This window comes from Acidovorax sp. sic0104 (genome assembly GCF_019219095.1).
In the GTDB taxonomy this organism is placed as follows: Bacteria; Pseudomonadota; Gammaproteobacteria; order Burkholderiales; family Burkholderiaceae_C; genus Acidovorax.
This window is the reverse complement of record NZ_JAHUWH010000011.1, coordinates 146,214-168,529: the sequence shown is the minus strand read 5'-3', so window position 1 is coordinate 168,529 and position 22,316 is coordinate 146,214. Positions and strand designations below refer to the sequence as shown.

The window sequence follows — 22,316 nt, the reverse complement described above, 5'->3', positions numbered from 1 at the left end:
TGTGGGGGGTGTTCAGCGCATTCCCACCCGGAGTACGTGTTGCCGTGGAAAAGGCGCCGAGTGCTGACGGAAACCCCGCCTTTTGGAGGTCGCCGGACGTCCGTCCGCAGCTTCCCGGCGCGTGCTTTGAGGTTGTTTGCTGTGATTCCTCTGCCACGCTCTTGGTAGGCGTGTCTCAAGAGCAAGCCGATAGGTATTTGCGAACCCACCCTGAAGCGCTGCCGCTGTCGTCTACTTGGACAACTGGAGGTTGACGCTTTGTCGGCTCTGGGCCCATTGCAGACATCGCATCAGGCGGTGAATCGCCGAATCAGGACCTCGCATGCTGGCCGAACGCTACCCAACCAGCGCTTCTCTAGTGCAACTGCTTCGCTATCGCATCGGTCGAGCCATTCGGCGGCGCAGTGTTGGCGCAGTTCACGGCCGGGCAAGTGGTCTGATTCACTGTCGATTGCGACGAACAGCATGAAATCTGGATCATGGTCTAGTGGCGAGACCAGTGCGCGCAATCCAGCCAGCGTGCGGACTCCTTCGACAAAACTGATTCGGCCTGCAATCAAGCGCGAAGCGGTCGCGACAACTTCACCATGTGCCTTCAGCAGCTGATTTTCGTCGAGTCTGTTCACCGCCTCTCCAGTGTCCGCTTCTGGCCGATAGTACGCGTTCGACGGCCAAGTCTGGATGACTGCTATCGCTGCAAAGCCGTCGGCCTGCCCCACATGCAGATCAGCTTGCGCCAGCATGTGCCGTGGCTGCGGGCAACGTGACCATCGATTGCAAACTCTATTCCGAGGCGCTAGGCCTTACGATCCGAAAAGTTGCAAACTCTATTTCGCATTTGTGAACTTTATTCCGATAGACCAGAAAAAGCTGGACGCCGCCATCGTCGATCTGGACGGCACCATGGTCGACACCATCGGCGACTTCGCCGAGGCTCTCAACCGCATGCTGCGTGACCTGCAGCTGCCATCCATCGACGCCGCACGCATCGAACCCATGGTGGGCAAGGGGTCCGAAAATCTGCTGCGTTCAGTGCTGAAACACATCCTGAGGCCTGTGGATGAAGCGCAGGGTGCTATCAAAATCGATGCACTCTACCCTGCCGCCTGGGAAAGCTACCAGCGTCACTACCTGGCCATCAACGGCCAGTATTCCGCCGTCTACCCCGGGGTGGTGGAGGGCCTGCAGGCCCTGCGCGCTGCGGGCCTGCGACTGGCCTGCCTGACCAACAAGCCCACGGATTTCGCCGTCCCGCTGCTGCAGGCCAAGGGGCTCGGCGGCTTCTTCGACAAAGTGTTCGGCGGCGATGCATTCGAGCGCAAGAAGCCCGACCCGCTGCCGCTGCTCAAGACCTGCGAGGCCCTGGGCACCGCGCCCGCGCGCACGCTGATGGTGGGTGATTCCAGCAACGACGCGCAGGCAGCGCGTGCGGCGGGCTGCCCCGTGGTGCTGGTGACCTACGGCTACAACCACGGCCAGCCGGTGCGTGGGGTGGATGCCGACGGTTTTCTCGATGCGCTGGCCGCTCTGCGGTGACGGTGCCGCAAGCCTGAAACCGCCGCCGGGGTGGTCCTTGGCGCTTATCCAGCCGCCAGCCTGCGAGGCGCAGCACCCGCCTGGTAGCCCAGTCGCGCGGCCCCTGGCGGCGGGGGCGATGCTGCCGGCACCATGGCCGCTGCGGAGGCGCCCGCTGCGAGCCTGAAAACGGCCACCGCGTCCACCAGCAGCCCGGCCTGCGTCTTGAGGCTGTCGGCCGCCGCTGCGCTTTGCTCCACCAGGGCTGCGTTCTGCTGCGTGGTCTGGTCCATCTGGGTGATGGCTTCGCCCACTTGCGACACGCCCTGGCTCTGCTCGCCGCTGGCGGCGCTGATCTCGCCCATGATGTCGGTCACGCGGCGGATGGCGCTGACGACTTCGTCCATGGTGGCGCCCGCCTTATCCACCAGCGCGCTGCCGCGCTCCACGCGCTCCACGCTGGTGTTGATGAGCCCCTTGATCTCCTTGGCCGCCTCGGCGCTGCGCCCTGCCAGGCTGCGCACCTCGCCAGCCACCACGGCAAAGCCCCGGCCCTGCTCTCCTGCGCGGGCGGCTTCGACTGCCGCGTTGAGCGCCAGGATGTTGGTCTGAAACGCAATGCCGTCGATCACGCTGATGATGTCCGCGATCTTCCTGCTGCTGTCGTTGATGCCCTTCATGGTGTCCACGACTTCGGCGACCACTTCGCCGCCCTGCACGGCCACTGTCGATGCGGTCATCGCCAACTGATTGGCCTGGCGGGCGTTGTCCGCGTTCTGGCTGACGGTGGAACCGAGCTGCTCCATCGACGCAGCGGTTTGCTGCAGCGCCGACGCCTGCTGCTCGGTGCGCGCTGACAGGTCGTTGTTGCCCGAGGCGATCTCGGCGCTGGCGGTGGCGACGCCCTCGGCGCTGTGGCGCACGTTGCCCACGATGGTGGCCAGGCGCGTCTGCATGGTGGCCAGCGCCTGCAGCAACTGCCCGGTTTCGTCGTTGCGGCCGCTGTCGATGGGGTGGGTCAGGTCGCCATCGGCAATGTTCTCTGCGGCACGCTGACCCAGCCGCACCGGGCCGACGATCGAATGGGTGACGGTGAAGGCCAGCAGCGCGCCAAGCGCCACGGCGACCAGCGTGCCCACGCCCAGCAGCACCTGGCTGGCCGTGGCCAGGGTGCCGGTGTCGGCCTGGCCCTCGGCCAGTTGGCGGGCCATGGCCTTGCGCAGGTCGTCCAGCGATTGGAGGTACTTGTCCGCCAGCGGGCGCAGGTCCTTGTCCACAAGGGCGGGCACGTTGGGCTCGCCGCCGCGGTGCAGCTCGCGGATTTCCGCGAGCTTGTCGTTGTAGGCAGTGCGGGCAGTGGCGATGGCCGCAAGCAGCGTGCGCGCCTGCTCGCCCTGCGCCAACGCCTCGATGCGCTGCACCTTGGCGTCCATGCCCTTGGCGGTGGCGGCCGTGTCGGTGGTGAGCTTGTCCATGTAGTCGCGGTCGATGGCTTTGAGGAAGGCCTCGGTGCGCACCCAGTTCAGGCGGATGTCGGCCGCCCAGTCTTCGACGAGCAACTGCTGCTCGATCTCCTGCGTGGCCACGCGCTCGCTGGCGCGCTGCAGGCTGCCGATGCGCCACATGCCCATGGCGGCAATGAGCGCGGTGATGAGCAGGATGGCGCCGAACGAGGCGCCCAGGCGCCGGCCAACGGAGAGGTTGCTGAGTTTCATGGTGGTGTCTGGCGCAAGAGGGTCGTCGTCGAAAGCTCAAATCAAGCAGGTTGCAGGCGTCTCGTCCGGGGTGCGGGTGGCAAGCGTGCGAGGCTGCGGCGTGCCGCGATGCAGGTGGTGGCTGCGGCAGGACCAGAGGGTGCTTCAGCGCTGTGGCGGTGCTGAATCAAGGTTACGCGCCCGTGGTGCGGGCATCTGTCGGCCGCGCGACAAGGAATGGCATGTTCGCGTGGGGGTTTGCCCGGGGCTTGACCGGGCGCTCCGGCCATGGGGTCAGCCTGCTGGCTTGCCCAGCAAAGCGTCCTTGAGCTTCCAGTCCGCAGGCGCGTTGCCCAGCCAGATACCCAGCAGCGCATTGAAGAACTCAGGCTCCTTGAACGGCTCGCCCTGGGGTTCTCCCTTGACGGTGATCACGGTGCCGGTGCCAGGCACCCAGTCGATCATGAACTGGTCGCCGGCGCGCAGCTTCTTGTGCTCCGAGAAGATCTGGCTCATGCGCAGCACGCCCGGGATGAGCTTGGAGAACGCGGCCTTGTCCATGTTGTCTTCCATGCCCCGCGAGAACAGCTTGCCCAGCTCGGCGGAATCGATCTCGCGCAGCATGGTGATGCTCACGCGCTTGGGGCCCTTGAGGGCGGCGATCTCCTGGGGAGACTGGGCCTTTTTTTCCAGGTACAGGCCGGCGGTGTAGACCTTGAACACGGCCTTGTAGCGCACACCGGCGCCATTGAGCTGCAGCGTGCTGCCGCTCACGGCGGCGCTCTCCGCGTACTTCACGTCGGCCACGGTCACAGGCTCGGCGGTGGCGCTGGCTGCCAGCATCCAGGCACCCGCCACCACAGCGCACCGCTTGAGAAACTTCATGCGCAACTCCTAAAAAAGAACGGTCGTTCGTTTCAAATTGTTGCTGTGCTCGGAATTTGCCGCAACAGGGTTTTCGAGCGGTTGCGGCGCGGCCCGGAGGCTGATCAAAAAGGGCGCTGCAAAAAACCTTTGCTACACTTTGGCCCATGTTCATTCACCACGTGTTCATCACAGGTTGCAGCGACCGGGGAGCCTGGCCCTGGCGTCCGCCTGTCTGCCTGAACGCCTGATGGCACCTGGGCTCTTGCCCCAGCGTGCACCCGTGGCCCTCGCCCTGCAGCCTGCAGCGGCAGGCCGACCGAATGGACCGTAGCGCCCCGTTGATCTATCTGCTTGCTCACAAAGCCGGGACACGCGCTGCGAAATGCTGGGAGCTCTCCCCGTGATCACAGAACTTGAATTCAAAAGCCTGGCCGGCGAAGGCTACAACCGCATTCCGCTCATGGCCGAAGCCTTTGCGGATCTTGAAACCCCTCTCTCCCTGTACCTGAAGCTGGCCCACAGCAAGGACGGCGGCAAGCACAGCTTCCTGCTCGAATCCGTGGTGGGCGGCGAGCGCTTCGGGCGCTACAGCTTCATCGGCCTGCCGGCGCGAACGCTGCTGCGCGCCAGCGGCTTCGGCGCCAACGCGAAGACCGAGGTGGTGACCGATGGGCAGGTGGTGGAGTCCGCTGCGGGCAACCCGCTCGACTTCATCGAGGCCTACCAAAGGCGCTTCAAGGTGGCCCTGCGCCCCGGCCTGCCGCGCTTTTGCGGCGGCCTGGCGGGTTACTTCGGCTACGACGCGGTGCGCTACATCGAAAAGAAGCTCGAAGACACCTGCCCGCCCGACACCCTGGGCTGCCCCGACATCCTGCTGCTGCAGTGCGAGGAACTCGCCGTCATCGACAACCTGTCGGGAAAGCTCTACCTCATCGTCTACGCCGACCCGGCCCAGCCCGAGGCGTATGCCAAGGCCAAGAAGCGCCTGCGCGACCTGAAGGAGCAGCTCAAGTATTCGGTGAGCGCGCCCATCGTCAAGCCCACCGAAAGCCACCCCGCGCAGCGTGACTTTTCCAAGGCCGATTACCTCGCCGCCGTGGACCGCGCCAAGGAGCTGATCGCCGCGGGCGACTTCATGCAGGTGCAGGTGGGCCAGCGCATCCACAAGCGCTACACCGAAAGCCCGCTCTCGCTGTACCGCGCGCTGCGTTCGCTGAACCCGTCGCCGTACATGTACTTCTACGACTTCGGCGACTTCCACGTGGTGGGTGCGAGCCCCGAGATCCTGGTGCGCCAGGAGAACACACCCGACGGCCAGAAGGTCACCATCCGCCCGCTGGCCGGCACGCGCCCGCGCGGCGCCACGCAGGAAAAGGACAAGGCTGCCGAGGTCGAGCTCATCAACGACCCCAAAGAGCGCGCCGAGCATGTGATGCTGATCGACCTGGCGCGCAACGACATCGGCCGCATCGCCAAGACCGGCACGGTGAAGGTCACCGAGGCTTTTGCCATCGAGCGCTACAGCCACGTGATGCACATCGTGAGCAACGTGGAAGGCATCCTGAACGACGGCATGACGGCCATCGATGTGCTCAAGGCCACCTTTCCGGCCGGCACGCTCACCGGCGCGCCCAAGGTGCATGCGATGGAACTCATCGACCAGCTCGAGCCCACCAAGCGCGGCCTGTATGGCGGCGCCTGCGGCTACCTGAGCTACGCGGGCGACATGGACGTGGCGATCGCGATCCGCACCGGCATCATCAAGAACGGCACGCTCTATGTGCAGGCTGCGGCGGGCGTGGTGGCCGACTCGGTGCCAGAGCTCGAGTGGAAGGAGACCGAGCACAAGGCCCGCGCCCTGCTGCGCGCGGCAGAACTCGTCGAGGAGGGCCTGGAATGAGCACCCTCACCACAAAAGCCATCGACAGGGTGCAGCACTGCACCACCATGGCCGAGGTGCGTGCGCGCATCGACGCGCTCGACGACGTCCTGGTGCCCCTGCTGGTGGAGCGCAGCGGCTACATGACGCAGGCCGCGCGCATCAAGCAGAGCGACGCGCAGGTGCGCGACGAAGCGCGCATCGAGGCCATCGTGCGGCGCGTGCGTGCCGCAGCCCAGGCCGACGGCGGCCACAGCGACCTCATCGAGGCCATCTACCGCGGCATCATGGAAGCCTCCATTGCCCACGAACACCGCGAGTTCGCGCGCCTGCGCGCCGGGCACGCCAGCGACGCGGCCGCGCACGCCGCAGGGAGCGCAGCATGAAACTCTTGATGGTCGACAACTACGACAGCTTCACCTACAACATCGTGCAGTACTTCGGCGAGCTCGGTGCCGAGGTCGAGGTGTTCCGCAACGACGAGATCACCCTCGAAGGCATCGCGCAGCGCGCCCCCGACCGCCTGGTGATCTCGCCCGGCCCGTGCTCGCCCGCCGAGGCCGGCATCTCGGTGGCGGCGATCCAGCACTTCGCGGGCAAGCTGCCCATCCTCGGAGTGTGCCTGGGCCACCAGAGCATCGGCGCGGCCTTCGGCGGCACCATCATCCGCGCGCAGGAGCTGATGCACGGCAAGACCAGCGTCATCACCACCACGCAGCAGGGCGTTTTCGCGGGCCTGCCCGAGAAGTTCACGGTCAACCGCTACCACTCGCTGGCCATCGAGCGCGCCTCGTGCCCCGAGATGCTGCAGGTCACCGCCTGGACGGATGACGGCGAGATCATGGGCGTGCGCCACAAGGAACTGGCCATAGAGGGCGTGCAGTTCCACCCCGAGAGCATCCTCACCGAGCATGGCCACGCAATGCTCAAGAACTTCCTGGAGCAGCGCGCATGATCATCGAAACGCACCAGTTGCTCATGTTCGTCGCCGCCGGCTGGCTGCTCAACCTCACGCCCGGCCCCGACGTGCTCTACATCGTCTCCAACGCGCTGCGCTCCGGCACACGTGCGGGCATCGTGGCGGGCCTGGGGATCACCGCCGGGTGCTTCGTGCACATCTTCGCCGCTGCGGTGGGCGTGGGCGCGCTGCTGGCCGCATCGGCCACGGCGTTCACCGTGCTCAAGTGGGTGGGTGCGGCTTACCTGCTGTGGATGGGCGTGCGCATGCTGTTCTCCAAGGCATCGTGCGACGGCGGCAGCGGTGCGGCGATTGCCGCAGCCCAGGCGGCCCCGGCTGTTCCAGTCTCGCTGCGCAGCATTTTCATGGGCGGCTTCTGGACCAACGTGCTCAACCCCAAGGTCGCCATCTTCTTCCTGGCTTTCGTGCCACAGTTCATTGCGCCGGGCACGGACAACAAGGCGCTGGCCTTCGTGCTGCTGGGGGTGCTGTTCAACGTGAATGCCATCCCTGTGAACACGGCCTGGGCGCTGGCGGCGGGCTGGATGGCGCGCCGCGTGGGCGCGGTCCAGCGCGGCATGCACTGGCTCGACCGCGTCGCGGGTGCGATGTTCATCGGCTTCGGCCTCAAGCTGGCGTTCTCAGACCGCCCGGCGCCCTGAAAACCAAGAGACGGAGACCTCTTCCCATGTCCATCACCCCTCAGGAAGCGCTGCAGCGCACCATCGAGCACCGCGAAATCTTCCACGACGAGATGCTGCACCTGATGCGCATGATCATGAGCGGCGAGCTGTCGCCCGTCATGACGGCAGCCATCGTCACCGGCCTGCGCGTGAAGAAGGAAACCATCGGCGAGATCACGGCCGCCGCGCAGGTCATGCGCGAGTTCTCCACCAAGGTCCACGTGCCGGACAGCAAGCACCTCGTGGACATTGTGGGCACGGGCGGCGACGGCGCCAACACCTTCAACATCTCCACCTGCTCCATGTTCGTGGCCGCAGCGGCGGGCGCCAAGGTCAGCAAGCACGGCGGGCGCGGCGTGTCCAGCAAGAGCGGTAGCGCCGACGTGATGGAGGCCCTGGGCATCCACATCAACCTCAAGCCCGAGCAGATTGCGCGGTGCATTGCAGAGGTGGGCATCGGCTTCATGTTCGCGCCCAACCACCACCCTGCCATGAAGAACGTGGCCCCGGTGCGCAAGGAGCTGGGCGTGCGCACCATCTTCAACATCCTGGGCCCGCTGACCAACCCGGCGGGCGCGCCCAACATCCTGATGGGCGTGTTCCACCCCGACCTCGTGGGCATCCAGGTGCGCGCGCTGCAGCGCCTGGGCGCCGAGCACGCCATGGTGGTCTACGGCCGCGACGGTATGGACGAAGTCAGCCTGGGCGCGGCCACGCTGGTGGGCGAGCTGAAGAACGGGCAGATCACCGAGTATGAAATCCACCCCGAGGACTTCGGCATGTCCATGTCCAGCAACCGCGCCTTGAAGGTCGAATCCCCCGAGCAGTCGCGTGAGATGCTGATCGGCGTGCTCAAGGGCGAACCCGGCGCCGCGCAGGACATCGTCTGCCTGAACGCGGGCGTGGCGCTGTATGCGGCCAACGTGGTCGACTCGGTGCCCGCAGGTCTGGCCAAAGCGCGGGCTGCGGTCGCCTCCGGCGCAGCGCTGGCCAAACTTGAGCAGATGGTCATGCGCACGCATGCGCTGGCTGCATGAAGATCAACCCCCTGAGCGGCAGTGCCGCTTCCCCCTTCTCCTGCGCAAAGGGGGACGACACCCGCAGCCTGACAAAGCCAGCGCTGCGGTGTCCTCCGCTTCGGGCCGCGCGGGCGTTGCGCTCGCGCCATGTTTCAACGTTCAATCGCAACCCCGCCGGGGTTGAAAAGGCAGGTTTCCCATGAGCGACATCCTCAACAAGATCGTGGCCGTCAAGCACGAAGAAGTGGCCGCTGCCAAGAAGCGCACACCCCTCGACGCCATCCGCGCCGATGCCGAGAGCCGTGTGCTCACGCGCGACTTCGAAGGCGCGCTGCGCGCCAAGATCGCCAAGGGCCAGGCGGCGGTGATTGCCGAGGTCAAGAAGGCCAGCCCCAGCAAGGGCGTGCTGCGCGCCGACTTCATCCCCGCCGACATCGCGCAAAGCTATGCCGATGGCGATGGCAAGGTGAGCGCGGCCTGCCTGTCGGTGCTGACGGACAAGCAGTTCTTCCAGGGCAGCGTGGACTACTTGAAGCAGGCGCGCGCCAGCTGCCAGCTGCCGGTGCTGCGCAAGGACTTCATGGTCGATGCGTACCAGATCTACGAGTCCCGGGCGATGGGGGCGGATGCCATCTTGCTGATCGCGGCCAGCCTGGACGACGCCCAGATGGCCGACTTTGAGGCCATTGCGCGCAGCCTGGACATGGCGGTGCTGGTGGAGGTGCACGACGGCGCCGAGCTGCAGCGCGCGCTCAGGCTCAAGACGCCGCTCGTGGGCATCAACAACCGCAACCTGCGCACCTTCGAGGTCACGCTGGACACCACCCTGGGCCTGCTCAAGGACGTGCCGGCCGACCGGCTGCTGGTCACCGAGTCGGGCATCCTGAAGCCCGACGACGTGAAGCGCATGCGCGATGCCGGCGTGCACGCGTTTCTGGTGGGCGAGGCGTTCATGCGTGCGCCGGAGCCGGGCGAAGCGCTGGCCAAGCTGTTCGCCTGATTGTGCGAATGCTCTGTTTTTGATAGCTTATTGCGCTTGTCCATCAAGCGGTAGAGGTCTTTTTGACTATGAGTGACGCCGGTGCGAACCCTACCCAGCTGCAGGCTGCCGACCCCGCAGACTGGTCGGTGGCCCCAGGCTGGCAGCCCCTGGTCGATGCCTTCTTCGCCGGGGCGCGGGGGCAGTCGCTGCGCGCGTTCCTGCAGTCGCGGCTCGATGCCGGCGCGGTGATCTTCCCGCCGCGCCCGCTGCGCGCGCTGGAGCTCACACCGCCCGAAGAGGTGCGCGTGGTCATCCTGGGCCAGGACCCGTACCACGGGCGCGGACAGGCCGAGGGGCTGGCGTTCTCGGTGGCGCCGGGCGTGCGCCTGCCGCCCTCTCTGCAGAACATCTTCAAGGAAATGCAGCGCGACCTGGGCGTGGCCTTCCCGCCGTTCCCGCAGCCCGGCGGCAGCCTGGTGAAGTGGGCAAAAAACGGCGTGCTGCTGCTCAACACCGGCCTCACGGTGGAAGAGGGCCAGCCCGCCAGCCACGCCGGCAAGGGCTGGGAAGCGCTGACCGACGAGGTCATCCGCCACGTGGCCGAGGGCGAGCGGCCCGTGGTGTTCATGCTCTGGGGCTCGCATGCCCAGTCCAAACGGGCCCTCATCCCGCAGGGCCGGGGGCACCTGTTGCTCATGTCCAACCACCCCTCGCCCCTGTCCGCCCTGCGCCCGCCCGTGCCGTTCATCGGCAACGGGCATTTCAGCCAGGCGCGGGACTTCCGGGCGCAGCACGGCTACTGACGGGCCAGGATGCGCCCAGCCGTCAAAGGCTTCGGGCGCGGGATTGCGCGGGGGATTCGCCGTAGCGCGCGCGATAGAACGCCGAGAAACTGCTGGCCGTGGCAAAGCCACAGTCCAGCGCAATCCGCGCGATGCTCTGCGAGGTGCCCTGCAGCAGCAGCCTGCGGGCATGGTCCAGCCGCTGATCGCGCAGCCACTGCATCGGAGACTGGCCAAAACGGCTCTGAAACGCGTACTGCAGGGCTCTGACCGACAGGCCTCCCAGCTCGGCCAGCCCGCTGATGGTGAAGCGGGCCCCCGGGTCGGCCAGCATGGCATCGCACACCCTGTCGATGGCGCGCCGCTCCCGCAGGCTGCCCGCGCGCGGCAGCGGGGGGGCGTCGGTCAGCCAGTCGGGCCTGAACAGCAGGACCAGCTGGCGGTACACGACGTCCTGGAACCCGAGCTGGTGCAAGAGATGCGGATGGTCCGCGTGCAGGTTGATGGTGGCGCCGATGTGGCGTGCCAGCGCCTCCAGGGACGGCCCGGTCGCCGCGGTGAGAAAGCGCGCATGGCCGCAGTCCAGGTCCACCGGGTGGTCGGGCTCCAGCCCCCGCAGCGCCCGCGCCGCCGCGTGCAGCGCCTGCGGATCGATCTGCATCATGAGCACGTTCTGGTCCTGGCCGACGGCCTCCTGCGGGCCGGAGCCCACCGGAACGAACAGGCACCGGGTGCCGTTCAACTCCAGCGTGCGGTTCTGGATGCGCAGCCGGTTGTTCCCTTGCAGCTGGAAGGCGACGGACGTGCGCGTGTTGTCGGACACGGACACCCGAAGCGATGTGAACGACGCAGCCATCACCGACATGCCGGGCAGCAGGATGGACGCGGTCCGCCCCGCAAAGCTCCCGTCGCGCGGCTTGGCATCGCAGTCCTGCAGCCGGGGCCACAGCGGCAGCACAGCGGCTCCGAATGCGGCCGGGGCGGAGAACGTCACGCAACGGTCGTCGCCGAAGAGCAAGGGGGTGGTACTGGCGTGTGAGGCAGGGAGCAATACCGCTGAATGCAAGAGGGTCGGTGCGTGAAGAGGCAGTGCCTGGGGTGTCAGGCCCGGTCCTCGGGCTTCGCAGTGTACCGCCGAGCTGCGCAGCCAACAGCGCTCAACGCACACGCATGATCACACTTTTGCGTTAAACGCGCAGGCAATTGCGCGAATCGTGTATACGCACGGGTAACCCCTTACGGACAATCCCGCAAGGCCGGGGGCACCGGCAGCCCCCGCGCAGCGCGCAGAGCACCCCCGCCGCGCTGCCATCAACCCGGAAAAGGAAACGTCGTCGTGCAATGGTTCAAGAAACTCACGGTGGGAAGCAAGCTGATCGGAGGCTTCCTCACTGTCGCGGCCATCGGCGCGCTGATCGGTGTCAACGGCATTCAGAAGTCTTCGCAGATCAACGACCTCGCCCAACTGATGTACGAGCGCGAGATCGCCGGCATGCTGCACGCCACCGAAGCCAACATCAGCCTCATTGCCGCAGGGCGGTCCATGCGCAGTGCGGTCCTGTCGGCCACCGAGCAGGAGCGCGCAAGGCACCTGCAGTCCGTCACGCGCCGCCTGACCCTGGCGCAGAGCGAGCTGGAGAGCTCGACCCAGTATTTTGTGAGCGACGCCGGGAAGGCGCTGGCGCGTGATGCCGGCGCGGCGCTGCGTGCATATGCCTCCGGCCTGGACCAGGTGGCCGTGCTATTGCAAGGCGAGGAGCTCAACAGCACCCGCGCCTCCATCGACAAGATGCAGGCTGTTCGCCCACTGGCTGACCAGGCCGACGACCTGCTGGGCCAACTGGTCGAGCGCAAGCGCGGCGACGCGAAGGCGTTGAACCAAGAAACCGATGCGATCTACGGCCACATCCGCGTGCTGCTGATCACGCTGACGGCCGGTGGTGTGCTGGTGGGCTTGTTCGTGGGCATTGCCCTGACCCGCAGCCTCACGCGGTCCCTGGGGGGCGAACCCGCGGATGTGGCGCACGCCGCCAACGCGATTGCCGCCGGCAATCTGTCGCTGCCGATCGATACCTCGCGCGCCGGTGCCGGCAGCGTGGTGGCGGCGATGCACGGCATGCAGCGCTCCCTGCGCGAGGTGGTCGGAACCGTGCGCGAGGCCAGCGACAGCATCGCCACGGGCGCGAGCCAGATTGCGGTGGGCAACACCGACCTGTCCCAGCGCACCGAAGAGCAGGCCAGCAACCTGGAAGAAACCGCCGCGTCGATGGAAGAACTGACCAGCACGGTGCAAAGCAGCGCCGACGCGTCGCGCCAGGCGGCCGACCTGGCGCGCACCGCCAGCGCTGCGGCCCAGGACGGCGGCCGGGTGGTGGGGCAGGTCGTGACCACGATGCAGGAGATCAACGCATCGTCCCAGCGTATCTCCGACATCATTGGTGTCATCGATGGCATTGCCTTCCAGACCAACATCCTGGCCCTGAATGCGGCAGTCGAAGCGGCCCGGGCCGGCGAGCAGGGGCGCGGCTTCGCCGTGGTGGCGGGGGAAGTGCGCAGCCTGGCGCAAAAGAGCGCGCTGGCGGCCAAGGAAATCAAGGACCTGATCCACGACAGCGTGGGCCGGGTGGAGAAAGGCAGCCAGCTGGTCAACGATGCCGGCCAGGTGATGGGCGCGCTGGTCACCCAGGTGCGCAGCGTGGCCGACCTGATCGGCGAGATCACCTCGGCGACGCAGGAGCAGACCGCGGGCATCGGACAGATCAACGAAGCGGTGATACAGCTGGACACCGTGACCCAGCAGAACGCGGCCCTGGTGGAAGAGGCTGCGGCCGCGGCGGACAGCCTGAACCACCAGGCGCAGCAACTGGTGCAGGCCGTCGCGGTGTTTGACCTCGGCGATGGTGCGAAGCGCACCGTCGCCGCGGCCGGGCATGTCGCGGTGACCGCTACCGCGAAGCGGCCGGCAGCGGCGCTGCGTCCCGCGCCGGCTGCGCAGGGCGCGGGACGCGTGGCCCTGGCGGGTGACGCCTGGAAGCAGTTCTGACGTTCCGCGCCGGGCGCCAGCTTTGCGCGCCCTGGCCGAGCGCCCGGAGAGACCGCGCATGTCACTGAGACGGATTCCTGTCGAGCAGGCCGTGCCCGGCATGTTCATTCACTCCCTGGACGCACCCTGGGTGGCCCACCCGTTCTGGCGCAGCCGCTTCGCGCTGCAAGGTACGGCCGATGTGCGGGCCCTGCGCGCGAGTGGCGTTGCGCACTGCTGGATCGACGTATCGCGGGGGGCGGATGTTGTCACGACCTCGGTTGCCAACGCTGCTGCCGGCTCTGCATCTGCGGCGGATGCCGCGCAGGACAGGCCAGCGCAGCACGGGGTGGCCACCTTGCTCGGGCACGAGTACGAGCACGGGCGCGGGCGCGGGCAGCGCATGGGGCCGCATCCGCGCACGGCGGCTGGCCCGCCAGAGCCCCGGCACGCCGAGCGCCTGGCGGTGCGGGCGCGGGAAGCGGTACGCGCCTTGTTCACCCAGGCGCGCACGGGCCAGGCGGTCTGCCTGGACCAGAGCCTTGCCATCGTCGATGAGCTGGCCGCCATGCTGGCCAGTCAGTCGGGCGCGCTGGTCGGCCTGGTGCGGCTGCAGCGCAAGGACGACTACACCTTCGCGCACTCCGTGGCCGTGTGCACGCTGATGATCGCCCTGGCGCACCAGATGGGCCTGAGTGCCCCCCAGGTGCGCGAGGCCGGGCTCTGCGGCCTGCTCCACGACGTGGGCAAACTGATGGTGCCCCGGCACATCCTGGACAAGCCCGGCAAGCTCACGCCCGAAGAGTTCCGCGTGATGCAGGCGCATCCCCGGCATGGGGTGGACATCCTGCGCCGCGGCGGCGCCGTTCCGCATTCGGTGATCGACGTCTGCCTTCATCACCACGAGAAGCTGGACGGCAGCGGCTACCCGCATGGGCTGGCCGGGGCGCAGATCAGCTTGTTCGCGCGCATGGCGGCAGTCTGCGACGTGTACGACGCGGTGACTTCCGAGCGCGCCTACAAGAATGCCTGGGACCCGGCCATCGCCCTGGCCCGCATGGCGCAGTGGGAGGGGCATTTCGATTCCGCAGTTCTACATGCCTTCGTGCGCGTGGTGGGCATCTACCCCGTGGGGTCGCTGGTGCGCCTGGCGTCGGGCCGACTCGCCGTGGTGGTCGAGCACAACCCCGCGGCACTGACAGCACCCAAGGTGCGCGTGTTCTTTTCCCTGCGCTCCAGCTCGCACACCGAGCAGCGGGTGGTGGACTTGTCGCTCCCCGGCGAGGCGGACCATATCGTGGCGCGCGAAGACCCGCACGCCAGCGGCTTTCCGCGGATCGCGCACCTGTGGCAGGAGCCGCACTGACCTGGGGGCCTGTCTGCCCGCCTTGCCGAGGCCTTGCCCAGGCAGGCTCACCAGCGCTCGGGCAGCCGCTCCTTGAGCAGGTCCAGAAACGCCTGCACGGCCACTGGCAGGCTGCGGCCGGCCAGGGTCTGCACCTCCAGGTCGCGCAGGTCCATGCCCGGGTCGCTGATGGGCACGGCCACCACGGCCCCGGCGGCCACCAGGTGGCGCGCGGCGATCTCGCTGGCCACCGACAGCCCGCCGCCGTGGGCGACGAAGTTGAGCACCGTCTTGGCGTGGTTGCTGATCAGCACGGCTTCTAGCTGCAGGCCCTGGCGGCTGCAGACGATGTCGATCATCTGGCGCACCGTGGTCTCGGCCGGCGGCAGGGCCAAGGGGTAGGCGGCCATCTGCGCCAGCATCACGCTGGCCGCGCCCGCCAGCGCATGGCCGGGCGGGATCAGCGCCAGCACCGGGGCGTTTTGCCGATAGGCCACCTCGATGTCCTTGTGCGGCGCGCGGCTGAAGCACAGGCCGATGTCGGCCGCGCCGCTGCGCACGGCGTCGGGCACCTGGGCGGTGGGCAGCGAGATCACGCTGAACTGGATGCCTGCGTGGGTGCGCTGGAACTCCACGCACAGGCGCGGCACGAGTTCGTTGGCGAACGCGTCGGAAGTGGCCAGGCGCACCTGCCCCGCACGCAGGCCCTGCAGAGCACCGATCTCGCCCAAGGCCCGCTCGGCGTCCAGCACCGTGCGGCGAGCATGCACCGCCAGAATTTCGCCTGCCGCCGTGAGCACCATGCCGCGCGGGTGGCGGTCGAAGAGCGGCGTGCCCAGCTGCGCCTCCAGCCCGGCGATCTGGCGGCTCAGCGCCGAGGCCGCCACGTGCAGGCGGGTCGATGCCTCGGTGAGCGAGCCGCTGTGGGCCACTTCCAGGAAGTAGCGCAGGGCGGTGTCTTGCAAGAGTTGGGGGCGCATGGGGCAGGGAGGGGGTAAGCGGAGCACGTATTGCCGACGAAGGTGCAAAGTATGAAGTGGTTTGCCGTTGCGGCAAAGCTGCTTGCCTATTTGGCGGTGGTCACGGGCGCACAGGGTTTCTAAGATGGCCTATCCGCTGCCCAAGGCGCTCTGCTGCACGCACTCCGGGGTGCGCCGCAGTGCCGGCTTTCGAGCTTCCTTTTCTTCTGGAGTATCTGTATGCGTCTTTTTTCCTGGGGCCGTGGCGCCGTATGCCTGGCGTCGCTGATGGTGTGGGGCGCAGCCGCACAGGCACAGACCGCGTGGCCCGACAAGCCCGTGCGCGTGATCGTGCCGTTTCCGGCCAGCGGGGCGACCGACCTGGTTGCGCGCGTGGTCACCCAGCGCGTGGCGGCCGACCTGGGCCAGCAGATGGTGGTGGACAACAAGCCCGGCGCGGGCGGCACCATCGGCACGGCCGAAGCCGCCAAGGCCGCGCCGGACGGCTACACGCTGCTCCTGACCACGAGCAGCACGCACGCCATCTCGCCCCACCTGATGCCGCGCCTGGCGTATGACCCGCGCAAGGACTTCACGCCCGTGGCCCATGTGGCCGACGCACCCAGCGTGCTGCTGGTGACCAACTCCCTGCCCGTCAAGAACGTGGCCGAGCTGATCGCCTACGGCAAGGCCCATCCCGGCAAGCTCAACTACGCCACCAGCGGCAACGGCACCATCGTGCACCTGAACACGGCGGCCTTCAGCGCGCAGGCCGGCGTGGAGATGACCCACATCCCCTACAAGGGCACGGCGCTGGCCATTCCCGACCTGATCGCCGGGCAGACCCACGTGCTGTTCGATTCGCTGCCTACGGGCATGCCGCACGCCAAGGCTGGCCGCCTGCGGGCCCTGGCCGTGACCAGCGAAAAGCGCAGCACGCTGGCGCCCGAGCTGCCCACGCTGGCCGAGTCCGGCCTGCCCGGTTATTCGTCGGTGACCTGGTTCGGCGTGTACCTGCCCGCCGGGGCACCGCCCGCGCTGGTCGACAAGGTGCACAAGGCCTTTGCCAAGGCGGTGCAGGCGCCCGAAGTGGCCGAGAGCCTGGCCAAGCTGGGCGTGGAGCCTGCAGCGCCGCGCACGCCCGCGCAGTTCGCCGCCATGGTGCAGGCCGACAGCAACCGCTGGGCGACGGTGATTCGCCAGCACAAAATCACGATTGAGTGACATCCCCCTGATGCCCGATTGCTTTCAGAAATAAATAACGGTGCACGCTTGGCTTGTCGAAGCGCCGCGCAAGGCTTCGACGGGCTCAGCCCGGACGGCTTGGGCAGGAGCCGCCGTCGGTCCCCTCCCCGAGTGAACGGCACCCTCGGTGCGGGGCGGCCCTTCCCCGGCGTCCCTCGCTTTGTGCCGCGCCAGTTTCACGCGCAGCGAACCCTTGTGGGCAACCCATTCAGAACGCCATGAATAACCCAACCCTCGACTGGTCCCTTCCCTACGCCTCCCACCGCAGCGCGGTCATGGGGCGCAATGTGGTCTCCACCTCGCAGCCGCTGGCCGCGCAGGCGGGGCTGCGCATGCTGCTGGCGGGTGGCAACGCGGTGGATGCCGCCATCGCTGCCGCCATGGCGCTCACCGTGGTCGAGCCCACGGGCTGCGGCATCGGCAGCGACGGGTTTGCCATCGTGTGGGACGGCAAGGAACTGCACGGCCTCAATGCCTCGGGCCGCTCGCCGGCCGCGTGGTCGCCGGAGTATTTTGAAAAGCTGGGCGGCATCCCCGAGACGGGGTGGAACGCGGTGACCGTGCCAGGCGCCGTCTCGGCCTGGGTGACACTGTCCAGGCGGCTGGGCAAGCTGCCCTTCGCACAACTGGCGCAGCCCGCCATCGACTACGCGAGGAACGGCTTTCCCGTGTCGCCCACCATCGCCCGCCTGTGGGCGCTGGGCGGTGCCAAGCTCGGCGCGCAGCCGGGTTTTGCCGAGTGTTTTCTGCCCGGCGGCCGTGCGCCGCAGGCGGGCGAGATCTTCCGCAGCGAGGCCCATGCCCGCACGCTGGAGCTGATCGCCGAGACGCAGGGCGAGGCCTTCTACCGCGGCGTCATCGCTGAGCGCATGGTGGCCCATGCGCAGGCCCACGGCGGCGCGATGACGCTCGATGACCTGGCCTCGCACCAGGCCGACTGGGTGGGCACCATCGAGCAGCGCTTCGGCGACTCGGTGATCCACGAAATCCCGCCCAACGGCCAGGGCATCGCCGCGCTGATGGCGCTGGGCATGCTGGACGCGCATGGCATCGGCACCCACCCGCTCGACAGCGTGGAGACGGTGCACGCGAGCATCGAGGCCATGAAGCTAGCGCTGGCCGACCTCGACCAGTACAACGCCGACATCGACGCGATGCCGGTGACTCCAGAGGACCTGCTGCAGGCCGACTACCTGCGCAGCCGCGCGGCGCTCATCGACCCCGAGCGCGCCGGCGACCCGGGCCACGGCGCGCCGCGCGCGGGCGGCACGGTGTACCTGGCTGCGGCCGATGCGTCCGGCATGATGGTGTCGTTCATCCAGTCCAACTACATGGGCTTCGGCTCGGGCGTGGTGGTGCCGGGCACCGGCATCAGCCTGCAGAACCGGGGCCACGGCTTCAACCTCAGGCCCGGCCACGCCAACGAAGTGGGCCCGCGCAAGCGCCCCTCGCACACCATCATCCCGGCGTTTGCGATGCATGCTGACGGCACGCCGCAGATGGCCTTCGGCGTGATGGGCGGCCCCATGCAGAGCCAGGGCCACACCCAGATGGCGCTGCGCGTGCTGCGCTACGGGCAGAACCCCCAGGCCGCGGCCGACGCGCCGCGCTGGCGCGTGACGGGCGGCAAGGGCGTGGCCGTGGAGCCCGCGTTCGACCCCGCTGTTGTGGCGGCGCTGCGCGCGCGGGGCCATGAGGTCACGGTGGAAGAGGGCAACGGCGTGTTCGCCTTCGGCGGCGCGCAACTCGTGCTGCGCGAGGGCGGGCACTACATCGCTGGGTCCGACCCGCGCAAGGACGGGCACGCGGTGGCGTTCTGACAGGCGCTCGCGTGCACGCCTGAAACGCTGTCATATGCTTTGAAATTGATAGCTACCGGGGCATTCCGCAGTAGCGCGGGAGCCGCTTTGCTCGGTCAGCGCGCCTCGCGCACGGTCAGCCATGCGCTGGCCGCACCGCTGAGCACGATGGCTGCGATGCCCGCCATCGACCACGCGTCCGGCACGTGTCGATACACCAGCCAGCCGGCCAGCATCGCAAAGCCGATCTGCGAGTACAGAAACGGCGCGATCGTCACCGGTGTCGTGCGCGCATAGGCGTTGAGCAGCAGCATGTGGCCCACCGCGCTTGACAGTCCCATCGTGAACATCCCCACCCACATCCACGGGTCGGCAATGGGCTGCCACACCAGGGGCACTCCCAGCGACACCAGCGCCGTGGAGATCCAGCTGGTGTAGAGCTGGGTCGTCGCTGGGCTTTCGTGCCCGGCCATCTTGCTGCTGATGACCTGGTAGCCCGTGCCCGAGGCCAGCAGGCACAGGGGCCACAACAGCGCCCAGGTGAATGCGTCACTGCCCGGGCGGATGATCGCCAGCGTGCCCGCAAGGCCCATGGCCACCAGCAGCCAGCGCCAGCCGCTCACGCGCTGGTGGAGCCACAGTGCGGCCACCACGGTCACGCACAGCGGCGTGGTCGCGACCACGGCGGTGAATTCGGGCAGGGGCATGTGCGTGATGCTGATGAAGCCGAACAGGCTGGTGGCCGTGAACAGTGCCCCGCGCAGTGCCTGAAAACGCGGCTGTGTGGTGCGCAGTGCGGCCAACCCCTCGCGATGGAGCACAAAGGCCGTGGTCAGCACGGACTGGAACAGATAGCGCATCCACAGTGCCATCAGCAGCGGAACGCCCACACTCACCAGCTTGGTGGCGGTGTCCAGCAGCGCGAAACATGCGCACGCCACCACGGTCAGCACAATCCCTGCCAGGGCAGAGCGCGCGCGGGTGCGGCGGGCCTGCGGGTGGTCGGTGGCCGGGGGCGCGGGGCTCACGGCGTGCTGCGCGTGCGCTCCAGCAGCATCGCGTCGCCATAGCTGAAGAAGCGGTACTTCTGCGCGATGGCGTGGCGGTACAGGCCCATCACATGCGCGTAGCCTGCGAATGCGCTCACCAGCATCATCAGCGTGCTCTTGGGCAGGTGGAAGTTGGTGATCAGCACGTCCACCACCTTGAACCCAAACCCGGGCGTGATGAAGATGCTGGTGTCGCCCGACGCCTGGCCCGAGCGGGCCCACGATTCGAGCGTGCGCACCGTGGTCGTGCCCACGGCCACCACGCGACCCCCGCGCTGGCGGCAGCGCTCCAGGGCTGCCAGCGTGGCCAGCGGCACTTCGTACCACTCGCTGTGCATCTGGTGTTCGGACAGTTTCTCGGTCTTCACGGGCTGGAAGGTGCCAGCGCCCACGTGCAGCGTGACGCTGGCGCGCTCGATGCCGCGCGCAGCAAGGCCGGCCAGCACGCCTTCGTCGAAGTGCAGCGCCGCCGTGGGAGCGGCCACGGCGCCGGGATTGCGCGCGAACACGGTCTGGTAGCGCTGGGTGTCCTCGGCCTCGTCCGGGTCGTGGCCTGCGTTCTGCTGGCGCTCGATGTAGGGCGGCAGCGGCAGGTGGCCGTGGCGCTCCATCAGCTCCCAGGGCGATTCGCCCGCGGGGCCGTGCAGCGCGAAGCGAAACAGCGGGCCGTCCTCGTTCGGCCAGCGCGACAGCAGCGTGGCGTCGAAGCCGCCGCCGTCGCGCCCGCCGGCCATGTGAACGGTGCTGCCGGGCAGGGGCTTCTTGCTGACCTTCATGTGGGCGACGACTTCGTTGGCTGCCCCACCGGTGGCAGCCTCGGCGGGCAGCACGCGCTCGATCAACAGCTCGAGCTTGCCGCCGCTGGCCTTCTCGCCAAAGATACGCGCCTTGACCACGCGCGTGTCGTTGAACACGAGCAGGTCGCCCGCGCGCAGCAGGCCGGGCAGGTCGCGGAAGATGCGGTCGGCGGGTTCGATGGCGCGCCCGTCGAGCAGGCGCGATGCGCTGCGCTCTGCGGCGGGGTGCTGGGCGATGAGTTCGGGGGGCAGCGAGAAGTCGAAGTCGCTCAGAGTGTGGGCGCGCTGCGCGCCCGAAGAAAGGTCGGTCATGGTGCTTGAGGGCCGGACGGGCCCGTGCCAAGAAAGGCGAAAGTCAGGGAAGGATGGCGTGATTGTCCCACGCGCTTGGGCATGCGGGGCCGCCCCTCACAAGATCACCATGCCTTGTCGGTGAACCCGGACCACAGCTCGTTGAGGTCTGGAAACCTCCACTTGTCCGGGTCCTCGCGCGCCACGATCTTCTCGCTGCACCCCGGCGCCGCCAGGTCCACCAGCTCCGGAGGTATCCGCAAATCCGACTTCGTCGAGAAGAACACCTTCACCATCGGCATCGTCAGCGCCGCCGGCACCTGCTCCGTCACCACCCCGATGCGTCCCGAGGTCAGCCGCACCAGCGAGCCCACCGGGTAGATGCCAATGCTTTTCACGAACGCCTGGAAGATGCGCGCATCGAAATGGTCGCTCGTCCACTCCGCCATGCGCCTGAGCGACTCCGCCGGGTCCCAGCCACGCTTGTACGGCCGGTCGGACGTTACGGCGTCGTACACGTCGCAGATGGCCGTCATGCGCGCGATCACGCTGATGCCCTCGCCCTTGAGCTTGTCCGGGTAGCCCGAGCCGTCCACCTTCTCGTGGTGGTGCAGGCACGCATCCATGACCGCTTCGGGCACGCCCGCGCCTTCCTTGAGCATGTGGTAGCCCTCCACGGGGTGGCTGCGCACCACGGTGAACTCCTGGTCGGTCAGCTTGCCCGGCTTGTTGAGCACCGCCAGCGGGATCGCCGCCTTGCCAAGGTCGTGCAGCAGCCCCGCCATCCCCGCCAGGCGCTGCTGCTCGTCCTTGAGCTTGAGCTGCTTGGCGAGCGCCACCATCAGTGCGCACACCGCCACCGAGTGCATGTAGGTGTAGTCGTCTGCAGTTTTCAGGCGCGCCAGGCTGATGAGAGCGCCGGGGTTGCGTGTGACGGAGTCGGTGATTTCCTCGACCAGGCTTTGCGCGCCGGCGGCGTCCACCGCGCGGCCCATGCGCGCTTCGTTGAACATCGAGACCACAGCCTGCTTGGACTCCACGCAGATGGCGGCCGCGCGCTTGAGCTCGCTTTTCATGTCCGCCGGAGCGCGGTCGCGCTTGGGCGGCGGCGGCGGTGGCGGCAGGGTGACCTTGATGGGGGGCAGGTCCTCCAGGCGGCTGAAGTCCGTCTCGATCTGGGCATCGACCTCCTCGCGCGAGACCGAGGAGGTGCCGGGGGCCACGTCCAGGCCCTTGTCGGTGTCGATCCAGCACTCGTGGATCGCGGTGGACTGGATGCGGGCGAGGTCCTTGGGGTCCTTGAGCAGGAACTTGGCGCGCCAGAAGGGGTGCTCCATCCACGAGCCGCAGAACTCGTGCAGGTACATGCCCAGGGTGAGGTGTTGGATTTGAATGCGTTTGAGCATGGCCTGGAGCCTGGGGAAAAGCGC

Annotated in this window: 20 protein-coding genes; 12 read left to right on the top strand and 8 right to left on the bottom strand. The window is 67.8% G+C overall.

Translation table 11 applies throughout. From position 1 onward, the window contains the following. Nucleotides 1-290: 290 nt before the first annotated feature. A complete protein-coding gene (locus KW835_RS18315) occupies nucleotides 291-743 on the bottom strand; it encodes a hypothetical protein (RefSeq protein WP_218385034.1) in 453 nt (150 codons plus the stop codon). Between the two features lie 97 nt (nucleotides 744-840). On the opposite strand from KW835_RS18315, the gene gph reads away from it, so the two are divergent. After that, a complete protein-coding gene (gene gph / locus KW835_RS18310) occupies nucleotides 841-1,536 on the top strand; it encodes a phosphoglycolate phosphatase (protein ID WP_339385444.1) in 696 nt (231 codons plus the stop codon). A gap of 44 nt (nucleotides 1,537-1,580) precedes the next feature. Here the strand turns inward: gph and KW835_RS18305 are convergent, their stop codons facing one another. Together KW835_RS18305 and KW835_RS18300 are read right to left on the bottom strand one after the other, a co-directional pair. Then, nucleotides 1,581-3,230: a methyl-accepting chemotaxis protein gene (locus tag KW835_RS18305; RefSeq protein WP_218385030.1), complete on the bottom strand. Its 1,650-nt coding sequence runs from the start codon at nucleotides 3,228-3,230 to the stop codon at nucleotides 1,581-1,583. Between the two features lie 273 nt (nucleotides 3,231-3,503). Next, nucleotides 3,504-4,094, bottom strand: a complete 591-nt coding sequence (locus KW835_RS18300) for a chalcone isomerase family protein (RefSeq protein ID WP_218385028.1) — start codon at nucleotides 4,092-4,094, stop codon at nucleotides 3,504-3,506. Nucleotides 4,095-4,476: 382 nt separating this feature from the next. On the opposite strand from KW835_RS18300, the gene trpE reads away from it, so the two are divergent. The 7 genes from trpE to KW835_RS18265 all read left to right on the top strand — a co-directional run bounded on the left by trpE (nucleotide 4,477) and on the right by KW835_RS18265 (nucleotide 10,400). Beyond that, the gene (trpE, locus tag KW835_RS18295) at nucleotides 4,477-5,976 is read left to right on the top strand and encodes an anthranilate synthase component I (protein ID WP_218385026.1); all 1,500 of its coding nucleotides are present in this window, start codon (nucleotides 4,477-4,479) and stop codon (nucleotides 5,974-5,976) included. After that, nucleotides 5,973-6,341 (top strand): chorismate mutase, encoded by a 369-nt coding sequence (locus KW835_RS18290; protein WP_218385024.1) that lies wholly within the window; start codon nucleotides 5,973-5,975, stop codon nucleotides 6,339-6,341. Before trpE ends, KW835_RS18290 begins: the two co-directional genes overlap by 4 nt. Then, complete coding sequence (locus KW835_RS18285) at nucleotides 6,338-6,910, top strand: aminodeoxychorismate/anthranilate synthase component II (protein ID WP_218385022.1); 573 nt, start codon at nucleotides 6,338-6,340, stop codon at nucleotides 6,908-6,910. Before KW835_RS18290 ends, KW835_RS18285 begins: the two co-directional genes overlap by 4 nt. Next, a complete protein-coding gene (locus KW835_RS18280) occupies nucleotides 6,907-7,575 on the top strand; it encodes a LysE family translocator (RefSeq protein WP_218385020.1) in 669 nt (222 codons plus the stop codon). Before KW835_RS18285 ends, KW835_RS18280 begins: the two co-directional genes overlap by 4 nt. Nucleotides 7,576-7,601: 26 nt before the next feature. Further along, on the top strand, nucleotides 7,602-8,633 hold the full coding sequence (gene trpD, locus KW835_RS18275; RefSeq protein WP_218385019.1) for an anthranilate phosphoribosyltransferase: 1,032 nt from the start codon (nucleotides 7,602-7,604) through the stop codon (nucleotides 8,631-8,633). A gap of 181 nt (nucleotides 8,634-8,814) precedes the next feature. Continuing rightward, nucleotides 8,815-9,615, top strand: a complete 801-nt coding sequence (gene trpC, locus KW835_RS18270) for an indole-3-glycerol phosphate synthase TrpC (RefSeq protein ID WP_218385017.1) — start codon at nucleotides 8,815-8,817, stop codon at nucleotides 9,613-9,615. 68 nt (nucleotides 9,616-9,683) lie between these two features. Continuing rightward, the gene (locus tag KW835_RS18265; RefSeq protein ID WP_218385014.1) at nucleotides 9,684-10,400 is read left to right on the top strand and encodes a uracil-DNA glycosylase; all 717 of its coding nucleotides are present in this window, start codon (nucleotides 9,684-9,686) and stop codon (nucleotides 10,398-10,400) included. A gap of 22 nt (nucleotides 10,401-10,422) precedes the next feature. Here the strand turns inward: KW835_RS18265 and KW835_RS27150 are convergent, their stop codons facing one another. After that, the gene (locus KW835_RS27150; protein ID WP_218385012.1) at nucleotides 10,423-11,373 is read right to left on the bottom strand and encodes a helix-turn-helix domain-containing protein; all 951 of its coding nucleotides are present in this window, start codon (nucleotides 11,371-11,373) and stop codon (nucleotides 10,423-10,425) included. Between the two features lie 342 nt (nucleotides 11,374-11,715). On the opposite strand from KW835_RS27150, the gene KW835_RS27145 reads away from it, so the two are divergent. Together KW835_RS27145 and KW835_RS18250 are read left to right on the top strand one after the other, a co-directional pair. Next, nucleotides 11,716-13,422: a methyl-accepting chemotaxis protein gene (locus KW835_RS27145; protein WP_339385443.1), complete on the top strand. Its 1,707-nt coding sequence runs from the start codon at nucleotides 11,716-11,718 to the stop codon at nucleotides 13,420-13,422. 58 nt (nucleotides 13,423-13,480) lie between these two features. Then, nucleotides 13,481-14,767 carry an HD-GYP domain-containing protein gene (locus KW835_RS18250; RefSeq protein ID WP_218385011.1) on the top strand — a complete coding sequence of 429 codons (1,287 nt, stop codon included), beginning with the start codon at nucleotides 13,481-13,483 and terminating at the stop codon, nucleotides 14,765-14,767. Nucleotides 14,768-14,814: 47 nt separating this feature from the next. On the opposite strand, the gene KW835_RS18245 is transcribed toward KW835_RS18250, so the two are convergent. Further along, complete coding sequence (locus KW835_RS18245) at nucleotides 14,815-15,726, bottom strand: LysR family transcriptional regulator (protein WP_218385009.1); 912 nt, start codon at nucleotides 15,724-15,726, stop codon at nucleotides 14,815-14,817. A 219-nt stretch (nucleotides 15,727-15,945) separates the two neighbouring features. On the opposite strand from KW835_RS18245, the gene KW835_RS18240 reads away from it, so the two are divergent. Further along, nucleotides 15,946-16,929 (top strand): tripartite tricarboxylate transporter substrate binding protein, encoded by a 984-nt coding sequence (locus tag KW835_RS18240; protein ID WP_218385007.1) that lies wholly within the window; start codon nucleotides 15,946-15,948, stop codon nucleotides 16,927-16,929. A gap of 239 nt (nucleotides 16,930-17,168) precedes the next feature. Further along, nucleotides 17,169-18,770, top strand: coding sequence for a gamma-glutamyltransferase family protein (locus KW835_RS18235; RefSeq protein WP_218385005.1), 1,602 nt, complete (start codon nucleotides 17,169-17,171; stop codon nucleotides 18,768-18,770). A 95-nt stretch (nucleotides 18,771-18,865) separates the two neighbouring features. Here KW835_RS18235 and KW835_RS18230 read toward each other — a convergent pair whose 3' ends face one another. The 3 genes from KW835_RS18230 to KW835_RS18220 form a co-directional block, all read right to left on the bottom strand. Next, nucleotides 18,866-19,777, bottom strand: a complete 912-nt coding sequence (locus KW835_RS18230) for a DMT family transporter (RefSeq protein WP_218385004.1) — start codon at nucleotides 19,775-19,777, stop codon at nucleotides 18,866-18,868. Next, a complete protein-coding gene (gene queA, locus KW835_RS18225; protein WP_218385002.1) occupies nucleotides 19,774-20,907 on the bottom strand; it encodes a tRNA preQ1(34) S-adenosylmethionine ribosyltransferase-isomerase QueA in 1,134 nt (377 codons plus the stop codon). The genes KW835_RS18230 and queA overlap by 4 nt, the downstream gene beginning before the upstream one ends. Nucleotides 20,908-21,011: 104 nt before the next feature. Next, nucleotides 21,012-22,292 (bottom strand): HD-GYP domain-containing protein, encoded by a 1,281-nt coding sequence (locus KW835_RS18220; protein WP_218385000.1) that lies wholly within the window; start codon nucleotides 22,290-22,292, stop codon nucleotides 21,012-21,014. Between the last annotated feature and the right edge of the window lie 24 nt (nucleotides 22,293-22,316).